16 protein-coding genes are annotated in these 18102 nt (G+C 48.7%); 7 read left to right on the top strand and 9 right to left on the bottom strand.

What is annotated here, in order from left to right:
- Nucleotides 1-67: 67 nt before the first annotated feature.
- The 7 genes from K331_RS0108275 to K331_RS0108245 form a co-directional block, all read right to left on the bottom strand.
- A complete protein-coding gene (locus K331_RS0108275; RefSeq protein WP_028589926.1) occupies nt 68-484 on the bottom strand; it encodes a 3-hydroxyacyl-ACP dehydratase FabZ family protein in 417 nt (138 codons plus the stop codon).
- A 3-nt stretch (nt 485-487) separates the two neighbouring features.
- Nucleotides 488-1726: a beta-ketoacyl-ACP synthase II gene (gene fabF, locus K331_RS0108270; RefSeq protein ID WP_028589925.1), complete on the bottom strand. Its 1239-nt coding sequence runs from the start codon at nt 1724-1726 to the stop codon at nt 488-490.
- A gap of 28 nt (nt 1727-1754) precedes the next feature.
- Complete coding sequence (locus K331_RS0108265; protein WP_028589924.1) at nt 1755-3449, bottom strand: thiamine pyrophosphate-binding protein; 1695 nt, start codon at nt 3447-3449, stop codon at nt 1755-1757.
- Nucleotides 3446-4669: an aldehyde dehydrogenase family protein gene (locus tag K331_RS0108260; RefSeq protein WP_028589923.1), complete on the bottom strand. Its 1224-nt coding sequence runs from the start codon at nt 4667-4669 to the stop codon at nt 3446-3448. Before K331_RS0108260 ends, K331_RS0108265 begins: the two co-directional genes overlap by 4 nt.
- A 26-nt stretch (nt 4670-4695) precedes the next feature.
- Nucleotides 4696-6156, bottom strand: a complete 1461-nt coding sequence (locus K331_RS0108255) for a class I adenylate-forming enzyme family protein (protein ID WP_028589922.1) — start codon at nt 6154-6156, stop codon at nt 4696-4698.
- 12 nt (nt 6157-6168) lie between these two features.
- Nucleotides 6169-6951: an enoyl-ACP reductase FabI gene (gene fabI / locus K331_RS0108250; protein WP_036632359.1), complete on the bottom strand. Its 783-nt coding sequence runs from the start codon at nt 6949-6951 to the stop codon at nt 6169-6171.
- 345 nt (nt 6952-7296) lie between these two features.
- The gene (locus K331_RS0108245) at nt 7297-7827 is read right to left on the bottom strand and encodes a membrane protein (protein WP_028589920.1); all 531 of its coding nucleotides are present in this window, start codon (nt 7825-7827) and stop codon (nt 7297-7299) included.
- Nucleotides 7828-8195: 368 nt separating this feature from the next.
- Between K331_RS0108245 and K331_RS0108240 the strand changes: the two genes are divergently transcribed.
- From K331_RS0108240 to K331_RS0108230, 3 genes are all read left to right on the top strand, one after another.
- Entirely contained in the window at nt 8196-8795 is a 600-nt protein-coding gene (locus K331_RS0108240) for a TetR/AcrR family transcriptional regulator (RefSeq protein ID WP_028589919.1), read from the top strand.
- 338 nt (nt 8796-9133) lie between these two features.
- Entirely contained in the window at nt 9134-9844 is a 711-nt protein-coding gene (locus K331_RS0108235) for an MBL fold metallo-hydrolase (protein WP_028589918.1), read from the top strand.
- Nucleotides 9845-9982: 138 nt separating this feature from the next.
- Nucleotides 9983-11323 (top strand): cryptochrome/photolyase family protein, encoded by a 1341-nt coding sequence (locus tag K331_RS0108230; RefSeq protein ID WP_028589917.1) that lies wholly within the window; start codon nt 9983-9985, stop codon nt 11321-11323.
- A gap of 219 nt (nt 11324-11542) precedes the next feature.
- On the opposite strand, the gene K331_RS0108225 is transcribed toward K331_RS0108230, so the two are convergent.
- Nucleotides 11543-12994, bottom strand: a complete 1452-nt coding sequence (locus K331_RS0108225) for an alpha-amylase (RefSeq protein WP_028589916.1) — start codon at nt 12992-12994, stop codon at nt 11543-11545.
- Between the two features lie 492 nt (nt 12995-13486).
- On the opposite strand from K331_RS0108225, the gene K331_RS29110 reads away from it, so the two are divergent.
- Nucleotides 13487-14299, top strand: a complete 813-nt coding sequence (locus K331_RS29110) for an HNH endonuclease (protein WP_036634401.1) — start codon at nt 13487-13489, stop codon at nt 14297-14299.
- Between the two features lie 251 nt (nt 14300-14550).
- Here K331_RS29110 and K331_RS0108215 read toward each other — a convergent pair whose 3' ends face one another.
- Nucleotides 14551-14961 carry a rhodanese-like domain-containing protein gene (locus tag K331_RS0108215; RefSeq protein WP_028589914.1) on the bottom strand — a complete coding sequence of 137 codons (411 nt, stop codon included), beginning with the start codon at nt 14959-14961 and terminating at the stop codon, nt 14551-14553.
- 607 nt (nt 14962-15568) lie between these two features.
- On the opposite strand from K331_RS0108215, the gene K331_RS0108210 reads away from it, so the two are divergent.
- The 3 genes from K331_RS0108210 to K331_RS0108200 all read left to right on the top strand — a co-directional run bounded on the left by K331_RS0108210 (nt 15569) and on the right by K331_RS0108200 (nt 17986).
- Complete coding sequence (locus K331_RS0108210) at nt 15569-16000, top strand: DUF1641 domain-containing protein (protein ID WP_018883918.1); 432 nt, start codon at nt 15569-15571, stop codon at nt 15998-16000.
- Nucleotides 16001-16036: 36 nt separating this feature from the next.
- Complete coding sequence (locus tag K331_RS0108205) at nt 16037-17218, top strand: NAD(P)/FAD-dependent oxidoreductase (RefSeq protein ID WP_028589913.1); 1182 nt, start codon at nt 16037-16039, stop codon at nt 17216-17218.
- Nucleotides 17219-17440: 222 nt separating this feature from the next.
- Nucleotides 17441-17986 carry a PadR family transcriptional regulator gene (locus tag K331_RS0108200; RefSeq protein WP_028589912.1) on the top strand — a complete coding sequence of 182 codons (546 nt, stop codon included), beginning with the start codon at nt 17441-17443 and terminating at the stop codon, nt 17984-17986.
- The last annotated feature ends 116 nt before the right edge of the window (nt 17987-18102 follow it).

Here is an 18102-nt window from a genome sequence, read left to right as displayed (position 1 = left end):
ACCCATCCTCTCGATTGTAAGGTGCCATCATCGTCATGCAGGTATGTGTTATGAATGGAGGTTGCCTTCAGTCTGCTTTTGGCGTGTATGACACGATTTCTTCAGCTTTGACAATAATACGATCTCCTACCGTAGCCAGGCCTTTGCCTACCAAAAATCCTCTTTTTCGCTTCGTTACTTCAAAATAAAGATCCAGTCGGTCTCCAGGAACAGCCTTCTCGTGCATCTCTACTTGGTTCAATGAGGTCAACAGGGATATTCCCGTCTCATCCAGAGAGGCAAAAGCCCCGAGCTGTGCCAGAGCTTCAATGACCATGGTATGGGGCATGTAAGGATTCGCTTCCGTGATGAACCAGTCGTTCCAGGTGACATTCTTATAGCCACGAGCCCATTTCGATAGCTCATAGCCTGTAACGTGATCCAGCATGATAAAAGGGTAACGGTGTGGTAGCACATCAAGTATGCGTACGTTATCCGGGCTCATAGATTATTCCCCCCATTTACGCACAGCCAGACATACGTTATGACCACCGAACCCGAAGGAGTTGCTTATCGCTGCCAGCACCTCGCGCTCCTGATACACGTGCGGTACAAAGTTCAATTCGGGATCTTCAGGGTCGTGACAGTTCAGGGTCGGAGGCACTTTGTTATGAATCATGCTTTGCACAGTGGCTACGAGCTCGACGGCACCTGCTCCACCCATTAAGTGTCCTGTCACAGATTTGATGGAACTGATCGCCAGGGAGGGAGCGTGTGGGCCAAATACGGTCTTGATCGCATTAATCTCCATCTGGTCATTGAAGGGTGTACTGGTACCATGGGCATTAATGTATTGAATGTCGGTCGTGTCCAGGCCTCCATCCCTTAATGCATTACGGATAGCTTCGGCCGGCCCGGAGCCGCTCGGGTCAGGGGCTGTAATGTGAAAGGCATCGGTGGTACAGCCATAGCCAACCAGCTCGGCCAATATGGTAGCACCCCTGTCGAGTGCATGCTGAAGCTCCTCAAGTACTACGATGCCAGCTCCTCCACCAATGACAAAGCCGTCCCGGTTACGGTCAAAAGGACGACTGGCTTGCTGTGGTGCATCGTTTCGTCTGGAGAGGGCATGGATATTAGCGAAGGAGGCCAGATCCAATGTGCTGAAGTTCGCCTCCGAGCCGCCTGCAATCATCACATCTGACGTACCATATTGAATGGTGCGCATCGCCTCGCCTATGGCGTTGCTGCCTGTGGCGCAGGCTGTGACCACTGCGAAGGAGGGGCCTTTGGCTCCTGTCGCAATCGCAATCTCTCCGGGTGCAGAATTAATCATCATCGACGAGACATAGTAAGGGCTGACACGTTTCGGACCATGCTGATTCAGCCGCTTGAAGTTCTCTTCGACAACATCGAGTCCACCAGCTCCTGAACCGACCACAACCCCGATTCGGTGTGCGTTGCTATCATTTACTACAAGGCCGGACTGCTCCATGGCCTGCTTGGTTGCAGCCACGGCAAACTGCGTGAACTGCGCCCATTTACTGGCGTCCTTTTTACTCATATATTGCAATGGATCGAAATCCTTAACCTGTGCACCAATCTTGGTGGGCATATCGGTGGTGTCGAATCCCGAGATAGGGGCAATGCCGCTGTGTCCTTCAATCAGAGAGGTCCAAAAATCGTTAACATTAAGTCCAACCGGAGTTATTACACCTTGGCCTGTAATTACTACTCTTCTCTTCAACGAAACCCCACCTTTTGTCATACTGGAACTACATGATCTGATTTTCAAATACAGGAAAGTCGCCGTATATGTTACGAATCTTCTGATGCACATCCTCAAGTGCAACCTTGACCATGACAATCACCAATTTGTTCATTCGGTATCTCGTAAGTGCCAATGTGAGTTGGGATTCCAGCTCGGACTTCTCTTGAATGTGGATCATCTCGATGAAGTCATGATTGCTCCAATTCATATGCTCAAGTGGGGCATCTGTCACGAACTGAAATGGGCGCCCCTCGAAGTTGTATTGATTGAGTTGATATTGCAGCCATCCGTAGCCGCCGTTATTCATCACGATATAGATGAGCGGAATGTGGTGCTGGATAGCTGTAATCAGGTCTGACTGGAACAAATTGAATGCACCATCTCCTACAAGCGCTACGACAGGGCGGTGATCTGCAAGACTTGCCCCGACGGCAGCAGCGGCTCCGAAGCCAAGGCTGGTCTGATCGCTAGGGACGATTGATAGACTATTGTCCTCAAACTGATAGAAGGGATAAAAATATGACCACATGTCCTGTAGTCCATTCTCTTGTACTAAAATGCATGGCTCCGTTAATTGAGACTGAAGTGTATCAAGTACTTCCGATACATGAACTGATGGGAAGCCCTTAATCTCGTGCAGACAGGCCTCCCGATTGCGGAAGGCTTCGCGCTTACAGTGGGAAATGAGTTCAAGCCAGCTGGAGTCAGCCTGCTGTGCAAGCAGGGATAACCATGCTTGCACAGCTGCGTCACCGTCTCCAAGCAGCTTCATTCCCCGATACTGGTGTGAGAAATCCTCGATACTGACATTCACCTGAATCAAGGGCGTGTGCTCAAGAAAGGTGTCCCACTCGAAGGTGGCCGTCTCCTCCAAACGGCTACCCAGCGTCAGTACGGTATCTGCTTCCTCCCAGATTGTTCTTATGCTGGGATCTGTGTAGAGACCTGCGATACCACAAAACAAAGGATGGCTCTCGTTAATAGCCGTTCTGCCAGAGGCCGTGGCAAATATAGCAGCACCTAATCGCGCTGCCAATGGCTCAATGACTCCTTTAATTCCAGACTTCATTCCTCCGCCAACCACGATAATAGGCTTGTGGGCTTCACGGAGCACCTCAGCTGCCATCTCTAGTTCGTGGGTTGACGGTGCGCAGTTCAATCTCACCAGCTGCTGAAAAGGATGCTGAACCGTCACGGTCTCTTCGGCAATCTGCTCTGGCAGCTCCAGATAGACGGGCCCCCTGCTGCCATTCATGGCAAGGAATGCGGCCCTCTCCAGCGCCCATACCAATCGGCTCGAATGCTCGATTCGATATGCCCATTTGACTAGAGGCTTCACCAGCGTTAGCTGATCGGCTTCCTGAAAGGCTTTGGTACCCAGTTTTTCACTGCTGGTACCAAGAGCAATTAACAGTAGGGGCACCCCTGAATGCTGTGCTTCAAGCAAGCCTGTTAAGGTATTGGTTAATGCAGGACCTTTGCCAACGATGCACACCCCCAGGCGATTCGAGGCGAGCGCATAACCAGAAGCCATGAACATGCAATTTCTTTGATCCCTGCCCATAATGAAGCGTACGGACGAGTTCTGAAGTGCGGTGAGTACCTTCAGATCGTCACTCGGAAGCCCAAAAATATGGTCTGTGCCAATGGACTCGATATAGTGAATAACCGTCTCCCATGCGTGCATGGTCTGTGTCATACTTCTGCCCTCTTTTCGGTGAGAAACTCAGCAACTACTTCTGAGATCAGGATCGGCTTTGAGATCAGCTGCATGTTGTAATAAATATAGTTGGACATGGTTCCATAGCCCCCGAAGGCCTTGTTTCCTTGCTCGACATCCTCCAGCGTCTGATTGATGGTCAAGGTATGCTTTCTTCGCAGGACGTCAGCCAAATGAAGGGAGCCGTAAAGACTGCAGCCCATGGCCCGTTCACTAAAGTAGCTCGAACGAATGCGCTTGAGTAGCTGCTCATCATCCTGATAGCTGACCACGTTGAAGATCGGAGAGAAGTACTCCATAATCTCAAGATCTTCATCCAAGGCGCTGTATAAAATAGTCGGTTCCATTTTCTTTGTCCGGAAATCAATGCCTCCTCCATAAGCAATGTACTTGTCGTTATTGTTCAAATATTCCGATACGGTGATTAAGGTGTCCTTATAATAGATTGGGCAGTAGTTGGCTTCGGGATCGTCATTCGCACCGAAGGATAGCCCTTGTATGGCTTGAGTGAGTTGGTCTCGGAAGGTGTCGCTGATATTCTCGTGCACCAGGATAATATCTGGACCTAGGCAATCCTGTCCTGAGTTGAACAGCCTCATGCGAATCACGTCATTAACCGCAAGTGGGATATCTGCGTCTGGACCAATAATGAACGGATTGATACCTTGTCCGAAGAATATGTAGAGCTGTTCTTTCCTGATTTGTTTCTTGATCTGCTCCGCATTCGTGTAGCTTCCAGTGAACACGACGATGTCAGCAGGATGAACGGATTGCTCCAGGAATTTTTTCTGACTGACCTTCATGTTTTCAACGGGCAATTGATGAACGGCACTGAGCTTCTCATGCAGTAGAGCGACGAATTCGACGACATGTGAGGAAGCCCGGAATTCAATCTTTTCTACATATAAAGAGGGGATTAGCAGGTACAGAGCATAGGAATACAAAATTACGTTAGACGGCATGAACACAGCCATGGATTGCTGCCAGCCAGGTCGGTAGGCCTCAACTTCCCCGAGGGCCCCCTGCAGCGTCGTAATGGTGGAGTCTATCTCGGCATTCGCTGCCCGGCATGATGAGATATTAAGGAGAATACTCATCACTTCATCACGGTTGGTCGTTAAGTAGTCCAGGCATCTGCGAATGGCTTCACACCTTTGCGCGAATACAACGTTTTCTTGCGACAACAGGTTCATATTCATTTGCCTCATCCTCTCTTATTGTGCATTTACCCTACATCATGAATGGTTCTTTGATACGCCAGACGTTCCAATTCCAGTCGGTCTACCTTGCCATTTCGATTCAAAGGGAATGAATCAACGACAAGTAAGGTGTCAGGATACATATAGGTGGGAAGCAAGCGGTTGATATCTTTTCGGAGAGAAGAAAGCTCTTGCCCGTCATTTCTCTCGACAAAGACGATTAGTGAAGCGCCCTTCCTCTCATCATCCAGGGCAATGACGCAAGAGCGATAGCCCAGGCGGCTGATCTGGTTCTCAATATAAACAGGCGAGAAGGTATAACCCATACGGGTGACAGACTTACCTGCGCGTCCAATGACATATAGCATTTCTTCCTTCAGAAAGCCCAGGTCACCTGTCTTGAACCATCCGTCCTGCAACACCTCCTGTGTCAAATCTGGTTGGTGTAAGTAGCCTTCCATACACCCAGGTGTACGAATCCATATTTCGCCAATCCCCTGTTCCAGCTTATCTACTGAATTTCGAGTTTGAATTCTCGCTTCGACTCCGGGCAGAAGGCGACCGCAGCCCATAGGGCTAGCGAGCGTTCCCATAGAAACGTTCCCCAGCTCTGAAAGACCATAACCATTAAGCAGTGGTTGTCCGACAATGTCCATGAAGCTCTCCTCCAAGTCATTCGTAAGAGGAGATCCACCGACGCACCACATGCGAACAGGTGATTGCTTCAATCGTTCGAGAAGCTCGGGCTTTCTTTCTAGCATCCGTAGAATCATATAATAGGCAGATGGATTGGCATCTATGACGGTGGCCTTGTCCTGATCTAGCCAGGTGATGACGCTCCATAGATTTTTAGGCTTGCAAATGAGAATAGAGCATTGGGTGAACCACCAGGAAAAAATAAGCGAGATTCCATAAAAGTGCGAGTAGGGTACAACAGGGAGGAGACAATCGTCAGACTTGTACGTCATAGCTTGGACGGATAGCTTGATATTGTCGATGAATGAACGGCCTGACTTGACAATCCCTTTCGGTTTTCCAGTCGTGCCAGAAGAATAAAGAATCAGTGCATCATTTTTGTGCATCCATGGGTCGAGATTAATAAGGAACGAATGATCCTTACCGTACAGGTATTGGTATAATTCCAATTCCTCTTGCAGGGTGCTGAACAATAACGTGTTGGCCTGTGGAAGTTCCAGCTCATGGTCCGTTACGATACAACAGGCTTCGACCTCGTGATAAATGTTCTCTAATTCATCTGTCTGGATCTGCTCATCAACGACAGTAATCGAGGCAGCGAGCTGACAGAGAGAGAATAGAGATACTATGAACCAGTATGAATTTTCTGCCTTGAGAATAACACGACTCTCTTCATGAATACCGTTGATATGCATCAAGTGCGAGAAGCCCAAGACATCCCTCTGAAACTCTGCCTGGTCTATCAACTTCTGAGAGGTGATGATCTGGCCATGCATTTGAGTTACAGGCATGCTGTTCACTCCTTACATTCCCGTGATATGGTATCCTGCATCTACATGAATCACTTCCCCAGTGATCCCTCTTGCCAGCTGGGATAGTAAAAATAGAGCAGTGTCTCCCACTTCCGAGGTGTCTACCGTCTTGCGCAGCGGGGCAATGTCCTCGATCTTTTTGAGTGCGGTCTGAAAATCCTTAATGCCATAAGCAGCTAATGTCCGGATTGGGCCTGCAGAGATGGCGTTAACCCTGATGCCGTGCTGTCCTAAATCATGTGCCAGATAACGAACACTGGCTTCCAAGGATGCCTTCGCCACGCCCATGACGTTGTAATTTTGAATCGCACGCTCGGCTCCAATGTAAGTCATGGTCACAATACTTCCTCCCTCGCTCATTAACGGGAGGATTCGTTGGGTTACAGCGGCTAGTGAGTATGCGCTAATGTCCTGTGCGATGCGGAATCCCTCGCGAGAGGTCTCGACAAACGTCCCTTCCATATCTTCACTTTGGGCGTAAGCGATGCTGTGAAAGTAACCATGGAGGACCCCGACATGCTCTCTTAGAAAGAGCTGCAAGCGATCAATCTCGGTATCTTCAGCCACATTGCATGGGAACAGCAAAGAACCCGGTAATGTCTCTGCGAGCTTGCTTACTCGTTCTTCTACCCGTTCGTTCTCATACGTGAAAATAAGCCTGGCTCCAGCAGAGGAGAGGGACTGCGCGGTTCCCCAGGCAATGCTCCGGTTATTGGCTACGCCCATAACCAGCACATTTTTTCCATCCAACAAATGATTAGTCAGAAGTATCATCCTTTCCAATGCTTTGGCGATATTATTTATGTTTTGGTTATTATGTAATAAATTGAAATAAAATAAATAATAATAGAATAAAAAGGAATATTTATGTATTTTCGTTCTAGATAATACCATATCATTATACAAAATGTATACTAGGATCTTACATTTTTTTGTACTGATTGTGTAAAAAATACATATATATACTTTGTTTACATGGGTTTATATGTAAAAAGACGCTTCTATCCCATATGAAAGGGAGAAAGCGTCTATGTTGGCAGCTAGTAGCATCTGTAACGGAATATCATTTTATGGTATGGAAGAGTAGATTATAAATTCGGCTATGGATGGATTACAGAACTATCCCTTGTTTTTCCTTGGGAACCAAGTGTAGCTAAAGCAAATGAAGAAGTCGATCACAAGCACCGTACTCCAGATGGACATCACTTCATTTAAGGAGGTTGTTTGCGAAGGGTCGCCAACATACGTAATCATAATCAGCATAATACCGTTACCGATCAGGTACCCCAGCAAGTGTAAGTACCAGCTTTTCCGCTCTTCTCTGGCATGCTCTTTCCCATACTTAGGGACTGGCTTGGGTCCACCAGCGAACCAATAGGAGAAGCGGGTATCCGCCCAATGAATGAGCCGATGACCAAAGGCGACCGTAATACCAATGTAACAAGCAGCAAGAGCGCTGGCGAGTGTGATCTCTCCACCATTCCGCAAATTGACAAAGATAGCAACGAGCAGGATGAGATCAATCAGCGGTGTGACGAGCAGCAGCAGAGCTCCTAATCGCTTTTGCCGAAAGATATATCGGGCAACCAGGCCAGCGACTACAAATACCCAAAATAAAATCTCGCAAGCAATAATTAACCAGACAACCATGATCACATTTCCTTTCTTTATATATGATTCTGGATAGAAATCTGGATAGAAATCATACCTTGCTATTCATCTTCCTATTAAGTACACCTCATTTCCTTCCGACTTTACCAGAATATGCACAGATCATTATAGCGCAGAGAACAAAATATTACCAATTTTAGTATCTGATTGTGTGAGTGTATGTGAATCCAGTAAAGAGATTATTATAGGTTATTCACATGAATAAACCTTTAGTATATAGACAAGATCCTACTAATATAAAGTTTGAATTAACTAATAAGGTTAGTTAGTATGATAATGAACCATTAAATTAATGATCCGAGTGGCAACTGACCACTTCGTGATACTAGCGAGGGATTGAATTCAACATGTCACCAAGACGCGGACTGACTTTAGACGAGATATTACAGGCCACCGAGGAGATGGCCAATGAGCAGGGAATTCATGCCGTCACACTTGCCACGCTGGCTCAGCGCCTCCAGATCCGGCCTCCTTCATTGTACAATCATGTGGATGGGCTGAAAGGACTGCACAAGCTCATGGTGATGAAGAGCACCCAGGAGCTGGAAGCGGCTCTGATGGATGCTGCCGTAGGCAGAGCTGGGGAGCAGGCGATTCGGGCGATGGGTAAAGCTTATGTGGACTTCGCCCGTCAGAGGCCTGGGCTCTATGAAGCAATGGTTTATTCATCCCTACAGCCGGACGAGGAGGTCCAGCAGCTTAACACTAGGGTAGGAGGGCTGATCATGAGGGTCATGAAAAATGGCTTCGGCATGTCTGAACTGGAGACCATTCATGCAACACGAGGTCTGCGCAGCATTCTTCATGGATTTGCCTCTCTGGAACGTAGCCGTGGATTCCGCATGGCCGTTAGCACGGATGAAAGTCTGGAGGTTATTTTGGATATCTTCATTGCAGGTCTGGGAAGCCGTTCATCCGCTGCCGAGGGCTATGAGGGTAAGCATTAGGATGACTTTCGGCGCTTGTGAGTGCTGATATGAGCTTCATATTGTGGGCTGTTCCTGCCGCTTTGCTGTCATGTGATGACAACGGAGCGGCTTTTTTTCTGTAAAAGCATTGCGTTTCATGTGAGATCATAATAAACTAACTATTATAATTTAAAAACTAATTATATTAGTTAAAATTCCTGATATCTCGACGAAACACAATAGTGTGTTCAAATGATCTAAGGGGAGCGAGGTTAGCGGAGTGCTTGCAGCGGCTCTACACTTACATTTAAGTGGTTCGGGATAATTGTTAATTTGCTTGCCAGTATATAACTTACAACAAAGGAGAGAGCCTGCTTATGCGAGTAATTACTAAGGATCGTCTGCACCAGATCACGTTCATGCCCGTCATCTTCCCCGTGAACTGTTATCTAGTGGATGAGGAAGATGGTTTCACCTTGATTGATGCCGCTCTACCCGGAACGGCGCCGGCCATCTTACGTGCTGCTGCGCAGCTCGGAAAGCCGATTCGGCGCATTGTACTTACCCATGCTCATGATGATCATGTCGGAGCACTGGATGCCTTGAAGGAAAGGAACCCCCAGCTTGAGGTGTATATTTCCAGTCGGGATGCACGTCTGCTGAAGGGGGATACCTCATTGCTTCCTGGTGAGCACGATACTCCTATCAAGGGCGGGGTACCGAAGAAGTTAAAGACCCAGGCTGACGTGCTGCTATCAGAGGGGGATCGGATTGGTTCATTAGAGGCAATCAGTGTCCCGGGGCACACCCCGGGCTCAATGGCATTTCTCGATATTCGTACAAGGGCACTGATGGTGGGGGATGCGTTCTGCACGAGAGGAGGGACTACCGTGTCTGGAAAGCTGGTACCGACCTTCCCCTTCCCAGCGCTGGCTACCTGGAGCAAGGCTGAGGCTTGGCGCAGTGCGGATAAGCTACTCGCCTATTCACCCACTCTTTTGTGCGCAGGGCATGGCCCCATGGTGGAGGAGCCTGTTGAGGAGATGAGACGGGCAGTTGCTATGGCGGGCCGCCATTTTTCGAGCTGAAGCGACGCTTGCGAGAGTCTGTACACCCATCTATGCGGATCTATAAAGTATGGCGATGAATTGGAATAAATCTTGTTCGACCCGGCTCCCGATTGGGTATAGGATAGAGTGTAGAAGAGCTGTGAGGAGGACAAGAGGTTGAAATTGTTTATTCACCGTAAAGATTTACGGGTGGAGGATATGATGGCTTTTGAGTACCTGCATCAGCAGGGAGAGGAGAGCATGCATCTGCTCATCCTGGACCCGTTTCTGCTGCGCAATGGGAGAGAGCGTGAGCATAGCGGGCAGAATTTCCTGCGGCATGTCGCTCGTCTGCGTGCACAGTACAGGGAGGTAGGAGCTCCGCTGCATGTGCTGTACGGTGAGCCGTCCAAGGTTGTGGAGCATGCGTTGTCACACTATCCGGTCAGCGAGGTAGTGCTTCATCGGGATTTCACACCCTATGCCCGCAAAAGAGATTGTGAGCTGCAGCAGCTATCAGCAGCGCATGGTGTAAGCTTCACAGCCTTGACGGATCATATGATGATCGATGTAGAGGAGTTTGTGCGTTACGTCAACAAGCTGGGGTACTACAAGGTATTTGCAGCCTTTCACCGCAGATGGCTCGAATATTTGGAGGAGCATGCAACGGCGCCCGGACAGACCCATCTTCGTGATCTCCGAATGTTCTCTCTAGAGGGGTATATGCCTTGGCCAGACTCATTTGATTGCCCGGAGGAGCTACTTCAGGTAGCGGAGGCAGAGGGATATGCTCATCTGCTGCAGGAATTCATTGAAGATCGGCTTACAGGATATGATGAGCGTCGTGATGAATTTGGAGAGGATAACACTAGCCAGCTAAGTCCTCATATGGCTGTAGGTGCTGTATCGATCCGCAAGCTATACCAGACAGCCCGCCCCCTGCCAGGACATGACGGATGGGTGCGACAGCTGGCATTCCGGGATTTCTATCTATATCGCTCCATTTATGAGGAGAACTACTTCCAGTACGAGGACCGGTATGATCTGTCTGCACTGCATGATGAATATTTCGAACGCTGGTGCCGCGCCGAGACGGGGATTCCAATCATTGATGCGGGAATGACGGAGCTGAATACAACGGGACGTATGCCTAACCGGATTCGAATTCTCTGTGCAACGTTTCTGGTCAAGAATCTGCAATGTCCCTTCTATTTGGGAGAGCGCTATTTTCGGCGGAAGCTGCTGGATTATGACAATACCCAAAATCGGGGCAATTGGCTGTTCTGCGCATCCCTGGGTGTCAACGCGGCTCCTTATTTCCGTGTGAACAATCCCGTGACCCAATCAGCCACACTTGACCCGGAGGGCAGTTATATAAGGCGCTGGCTTCCAGCACTAGAGGAGGAGAACGATAAGCAAATACATCTCCCTCGGCCAGATGCGATCGTCGACCTCAAACTTTCCCGCCAGCTGGCTCTGGAGACATATAAGGTCATTGTGAACAGCTTCCAGCCCTGAGTAAGCATTTGCTATCCCTCTATCTATAGTGTAAAAAAAGATTGATAAGAAGAAGTAAGATGCAACAGAGTGCTGCTGTAATTCCGTGGAATCATAGCAGCACTCTGTTTGGTTATGGGTGCAGGATGCATGACGGATATAGTGTAAGGAGAAGGGATGCTTCAGATCAGCCATCTACGCAGTCTACGTGTATCCTGTATCAGCTAGCGACAGGTCGTCTCAGCGTGCTGCCCATACCGATACGCTGCTTGCATTGACGGGAAAAGATGCCCATCCTTCCTTGTCGATGACAATATGGTCCTCGCGGTTACCGGTCAGATCAACCCATTCCTTCCCGGCATGAGCGGGTCCTACACACATTCGCTTCTCACTGTTGCCTTTGTTGGAGATCACGACAGCACAGCCGGATTTCTCAATCTCGGGGGTGCCTTGCCGGACCCAACCGATCGTATTGGGATGGTCGAAATAATCTATCTGCTCTCCGTAGGCTCTATTCATTCGTGCGTAGAGCAGCGGATCAATCTCCGCTTGCTTGCCCGCGACAGGATGGTCCCCTTGTATACCGTAGTAGTCGCCGTAGAACACGCAAGGATAGCCATCCCGGCGTAGTAAAATCAGGGCATACGCGATCTGCTTGAACCAATCCTCTACCCAGGATTCAAGAGCCTCCAATGGCTGTGAATCATGATTGTCCACGAACGTAACAGCATTAAGGGGATGTGTGTTGACCAGTGTATCCTTGAAAATAGTAGACAAATCATAGGAGCTGCCTGCGAGCGAGGCATTGTGCAGATTATAGTGCAGGGATACATCGAACAGGTCGATTTTATAATCAATCGTATCAAGGAATTCCTGGCATGCCTTGAGATCAGGCTTCCAGAACTCGCCCACCATGTAGAAGTCCTGACCGCGTTTGCGGATCATCTCGGTGGCGAATTCATGAACGAATTCATGGTTAATGTGCTTGATGGCGTCCAGGCGAAATCCGTTGCATTGCAGCGTATCCACGAGCCATTTTCCCCACCCGATCATCTCTTGTCTTACGTCCGGGTTATTATAGTCAATGTTAGCGAACATCAGATAATCGTAGTTGCCGAACTCGCTGTCAACATTCTCATTCCACTGCTTGTTCTTTCCGAGAATACGAAATATCCCCGTACGATCCTTGCTCGCATCATAATCTGTTCCGTTAAAGTGCTCGAAATTCCACTTGAAGCTGGAATATTGATTGCCGCGGCCAGGAAAGTTGAACTTGGTCCAGCCTTCAATGTCGAAGGGCTTCGAGATAACCTCGTTTCGATTCTCCGGATTGACCTCGACGACCTTGAAGACCTCCGTCTCATCGGCTCCCGCTTTATGATTCATGACGAGATCGACGTATACGGCCAGTCCGTGCTGTACGCAGGCAGCCACGGCCTCCAGCAGCTCTCCCTTGGTACCGTACTTGGTGCGCACAGCGCCTTTCTGATTGAACTCTCCCAGATCATATAGATCGTAGACACCATAGCCGGTATCGTCGGGGGATTGGCCCTTCGTCACGGGTGGAATCCAGAGGGCATCAATGCCTTTTGACTTCAGCTCAGGAGCCCGCTCAATGAGTCTCTTCCAATGGTTGCCGTCAGCTTCTACATGCCATTCGAAAAATTGCATCATCGTATGATTTCTCTTCATCATCAGGAGTCCCCCTTTGCATATATCCAATTACCCACGATCCTAGCCTGTCTAAACCTGGGCAAAAGCGTAAAGAAGCGCGAAGCAAGTGTGAGACCTAACTGTCTTGTCCATGCTTGTATTGTACACCAATCGAAATAAGCGGTTAAAGTCAAGGTATCGAAGGCGTGGTCTTTCGATTTGAATCAGGATATGCATGGCACACAGTGAATGCTTCGCCTGTAAAGAGGGATAGCGGGTTCAGGGTTCCTCTGTGATACAATAATAACCATCTACAACAAGCATATACTCCCCTGTGATCGTTTCTTGTGAAGATTTCAAGACGGGATGAACGGGTGCGATGATCATACGTTCTAATTTTGATGAATCAAGCGTTCCTTTTCCGAAAAATTATTCGTTCCAAATTAGTTAGAAATGAGCTGAAAATGCATTTCAATATAGTATCCCCCCTACGGAGGTGAACAAGAACGGGCAATCCCGGTTCTGAATAGGATGGACTCACAACAACAGCATGCCCACAAGCAGTGTCCTGGCTGCCAGATCAGCAGGCCTCTGACTGACTTCCGGCGCAGGACAGGCCGCAGGTCCAGTCCCAACTCCCGCCGCGGCCTATGCCGCGAATGTCGTCAGCGGGGAACAGGAGGACATATAGAGCATAATAGGACGGCGAGCCAGAGTGGACAACATAGCCCACCCGCACAGAGCTCGTCTGCTAACAGCAGCATGAAGCATGAACCATCGGATGCAACGGCTGCGGCAGAAAACGTACAGTTAGCCGCGGTTATGAAGAAGCCAGCTATAGCAGGCAGGCCTCGTTCGCAGCAGCGCCGCAAGCCAGCGATTCCCCGCTTTGCGCATGAAGATCCGGGACATATCCCTCTGTCCATCTCCGGCAAGCGAGAGCTTGATCCACGAGATACATCACGGCTGCGAGCGAATGGGAATGGACTTGTGCGCATGAGAGGGAAGACGGATAAGGGGAGAAGATGGCAGCAAGAGATTGAGATGGAGCTGGCCCATACGCTGGTTAGAGAGCATATGGCTGTTATCGTGAACCGTACCACGATTCGCCGATTGTACAGCAACAAGGAATTCAGAAATATGATCATGAAGCGTGACAACTATACCTGCTATTATTGTGGCCAATGCGGGGATACACTCGATCATCTATTGCCCCGGGCGCGCGGAGGACATACGACACCCGTGAATTGTGTATGTGCCTGTAATGAGTGCAACCAATCCAAGGCGGCCCGCGACGTCGACGAGTTCATCGAATCCCGCGAGGCGTCGTTGTCAGAAGAATAGATAAGCAATAGATAGGTCATGGCACGCCATGCAACGCAGTAGGGGCGGGCTGACGCGATAGCAGGACGTCGTGGGCGTGGTCACATTACACCTCGCGCATAGCACGCCAATAGCACCAGAGCATCAGCGGTAAGCCGACGCGTTCTGGTGCAGGGGAAGCTTGAATGCATGCTCTTAAATACTGTTATAGAAAATAGGGGCACGTGGTAGAGCTTGCTGGCGTACTGCTTATTGCTGTACTGCTATAATTCTTACTGCTGCATGTCCGAATAGAGCTCTACTTCAAAGCCGGATTCTTTCCATGCTGTCGTGCCGCCTTGAATATAAGCAACGTTCTCGAAGCCCATCTGTTGAAGAATATAGGCACCGATGGCTGCTTGACCTCCTGCCCCGCAGGTCGTTAAGATCGGGCGGCTCCGGTCGGACAGACGTTCGTCGCGCAATTGCTGCGGCACCTCCAGATCTGCACGAATCGGCAGCATGCCCAGCGAGATATTCTCACTGCTGCGGATGAGCCCGCATGCCCCGGCATCTACTGAATCCTGCACGTCGATGATGAACGTGTTAGGATTGGATTCTATCATCTTTTTGGCTTCCTCGGAGCTTACCCCTTTGACATGAGCCTCAGCCTCTCGTACCATATCTGCGAATGTTTTTGCCACGGTTCATTCCTCCATTTCTGAATACACGGTTAGATTGCTGATTTGAGTTATTTACTGATTTAAGTTGCCCGACTATCTCTTTCTCAATTGTATTACCCAAGGTATATTACCCTCCGCACCGTCGCTTGCCCTCAGTTTCCTGAAAATTCATAGAGATTTATGCAGAAAAATATGTTTAGATTTTGTGACAGACTCAATTTTTCCGACACAGGAATGCCGTTAGATCTCCTTGAGATTGCTGTATTTCCAAGGCCTTTCTGGAGTTTGACGTGAAGTTTTTTATAGTTTTTTCTGAAAATATTAAAATTGTTTCGACGTTAGGCTTGTGAAAGGTGTAATATAGGGGTATAGAGTTCCGTTTCGGCCTGTTTTGATTCTGGATCAGATTCACGATGGCATGGAAGCAGTATGAACACCGGAGACCGTTATTTGCCGATGCATCGGGCTGCTGGAGAACCCGGTGACGCCTAGTTGCGTCCTCAGGGTGGCTTTTTCGTGTGACCGTGTATTTATATCAATCTTCGGGATTATGCAGCCAGTGTACTGCGTGGCAGGTTACAGGAGAGGAATGGACTTCTATCCCAGAGTAAAGGAGGACGTTCGCGTCATGTCAGAAAATCAACAAGAGGTGGCAGTTACTCAAGAGGCTACACAAGAGACTCGCGATGTGCTGGATCAGCTGATGAAGCCAGAGGTTCAACAGTCGTTGACAGTCTTGGTAGAAAATCTGCCGAAATTAACTGAGATGGTTACAGTGATGACCAATGCGTACGATGTAGCGAGAAGCTTGGCGACAGACCCGGTATTCATCGGTGATATGAAAAGCTCCATGGGAGAGTTTGTGAAGCCAGTAACAGAATCGGCCAAAGGCCTTGCATCTGCTGCTATTGAAGCTGGTGATCGTGTGCAGACTGAATCGGGTTCCGTGGGATTGTTTGCATTGCTCAAAATGTTGAAGGACCCTAATGTACAAAAGACGCTTCGCTTCAGCCAGGCTTTCCTGGAAATCCTGAACGAACGCCAACGTGAGAGTAAGTAATACAATCTAGAAGGTAAGAACGAACGGAGGATGGAAATGTCGAAGCAAATTTTGATTCTTGGCGGCGGCTACGGCGGCGTGCTGGCTGCACTGTCAGCTCGTCAGCATATGAGCTCCAGCGAGGCTACAATTACTGTAGTTAACCGCTATGCCACTCATCAGATTATTACAGAGCTGCACCGTCTGGCAGCAGGTACAATTCACGAGAAGGCTGTTGCACTTCCTTTGGAGAAGCTGTTCCGCAACAAGGACATCAATCTGAAGATTGATACCGTGAGCGAGATCAGCACAGAAAACAAGAAGGTGACCTTGGCTAGCGGCGCGACCCTGAGCTATGATGCACTGGTTATCGCATTGGGCAGCCAAACTGCATACTTCGGAATTCCAGGGCTGGAGCAATACAGTCTGACACTGAAATCCGTAGATGAAGCGAACAAGATTCGTGCGCATGTGGAAGCTCGTCTGGATGCTTACAAGCAATCTGGCAACAAAGCAGACGCTACGATTGTCGTTGGCGGTGGCGGTCTGACAGGCATCGAGCTGATTGGCGAATTCGCTGACAAGCTGCCAGAAGTATGCCGTGCTAAAGGTATCAACTATGAAGATATCAGCCTGTACTGTGTGGAAGCAGGTCCTTCCATTCTGGCAGGCTTCGCTCCAGAGCTGATTGACCGTGCGGTTACCAGCCTGGAGAAACGTGGTGTTCAATTCGTGACTGGCGTGCCAATCACGGAGATGAAAGAGAAAGAAGTTCTGCTGAAGGATGGCCGCTCCATTGAGACGAATACGCTCATCTGGACTGGTGGCGTACAAGGCAACGTGCTTGTAGGAGCTTCTGGTATCGAAGTAGACCGCGGACGCGCAACGGTTACAGGTGCGTTGCAATCCACTTCCCATGAGGATGTATTCGTAGCTGGTGACAGTGCTGTAGTATTCCCAGGCGAAGGACAACGTCCTTATCCGCCGACAGCACAGCTGGCATGGCAAATGGGTGAGACGATCGGCTACAACCTGTTCGCATACTTCAATGGTCACACCATGGAGCGCTTCACTCCAGTATTCTCTGGTACACTGGGAAGCCTGGGCAGAACAGATGCGATCGGTTCCGTAGGCGCGAATCAGACCCAATTGAAAGGCGCTGTAGCAACTTTGATGAAGGAAGGCAGCAACATTCGCTACCTGTCCCATATCAAAGGTCTGTTCGCATTGGCCTACTAATCTTTTTAACAATATTCTTTCATACGTATTGTATGGATCTCAACGCGTGCCAGGCTTCTGGTACGCGTTGTTTGCTTTTTGGTAGTATAGAATAGCAATCATCAGGGAATGTGTTTATAATAATTAGGATATTTCCATGGGGAACATAATTCGAAATATGCTGTGCAAGCATAACATGTGAAATTCAGTTTTGTAGCCTGTAAGTAGAGGGGGAGTTCAAGATTGTCGCTACGAATCTATATTCTCGGGTCCTTGTATTATAGAGAGCTGCATCCTTATGAGATTAAGAAGAAAATCATGGAAGCAACAGATAATAAAGTGAACATCACGGATGGTAACCTGTATTATAATTTTGAGGCTTTGCTAAAGAAGGACTACATTCGCAAATCAGAGACGGTTCAATCCGAGAATCGCCCGGAGAAGACGACTTATCGTATTACAGAGGCTGGACAGGATGCACTCAAGGAAGGGATATATGCCGCCTTCAAAAATCCCAAGTCCATTGAATCGCTCTTTGCTCCCATGCTATTCATTGAGCTGGTCGATATCCAGCGGCTGATCTTTTTTATCCAGGAAATCATCACGGAGCTTGAGAAAGACCTTGAGCAGTATGATGATAAATGGCTACACTATTCACAAAGAGTGAATGAGGTCATTCTGACGGATAAGGGACATTATGCCAGCTTCATAGCAGATCATGTATGGAATCGAAAGAAGCTTGAATTGGATTCATACACGAAGCTCCTGAACATTTTGAAGAATTCATAAGGTATCCAAGCTGCAGCTCCATAAGTCATAGAACCACAGATCATAGAACCATAGAGCTACAGAGTCACAAAAGTACAGATTCATTTAATTCATAGAACCCTAGTGATCCGTAGCGT

The organism is Paenibacillus massiliensis subsp. panacisoli DSM 21345 (genome assembly GCF_000426545.1).
Classification (GTDB): domain Bacteria; phylum Bacillota; class Bacilli; order Paenibacillales; family Paenibacillaceae; genus Paenibacillus; species Paenibacillus panacisoli.
This window is presented reverse-complemented; position numbering and strand designations above follow the sequence as displayed.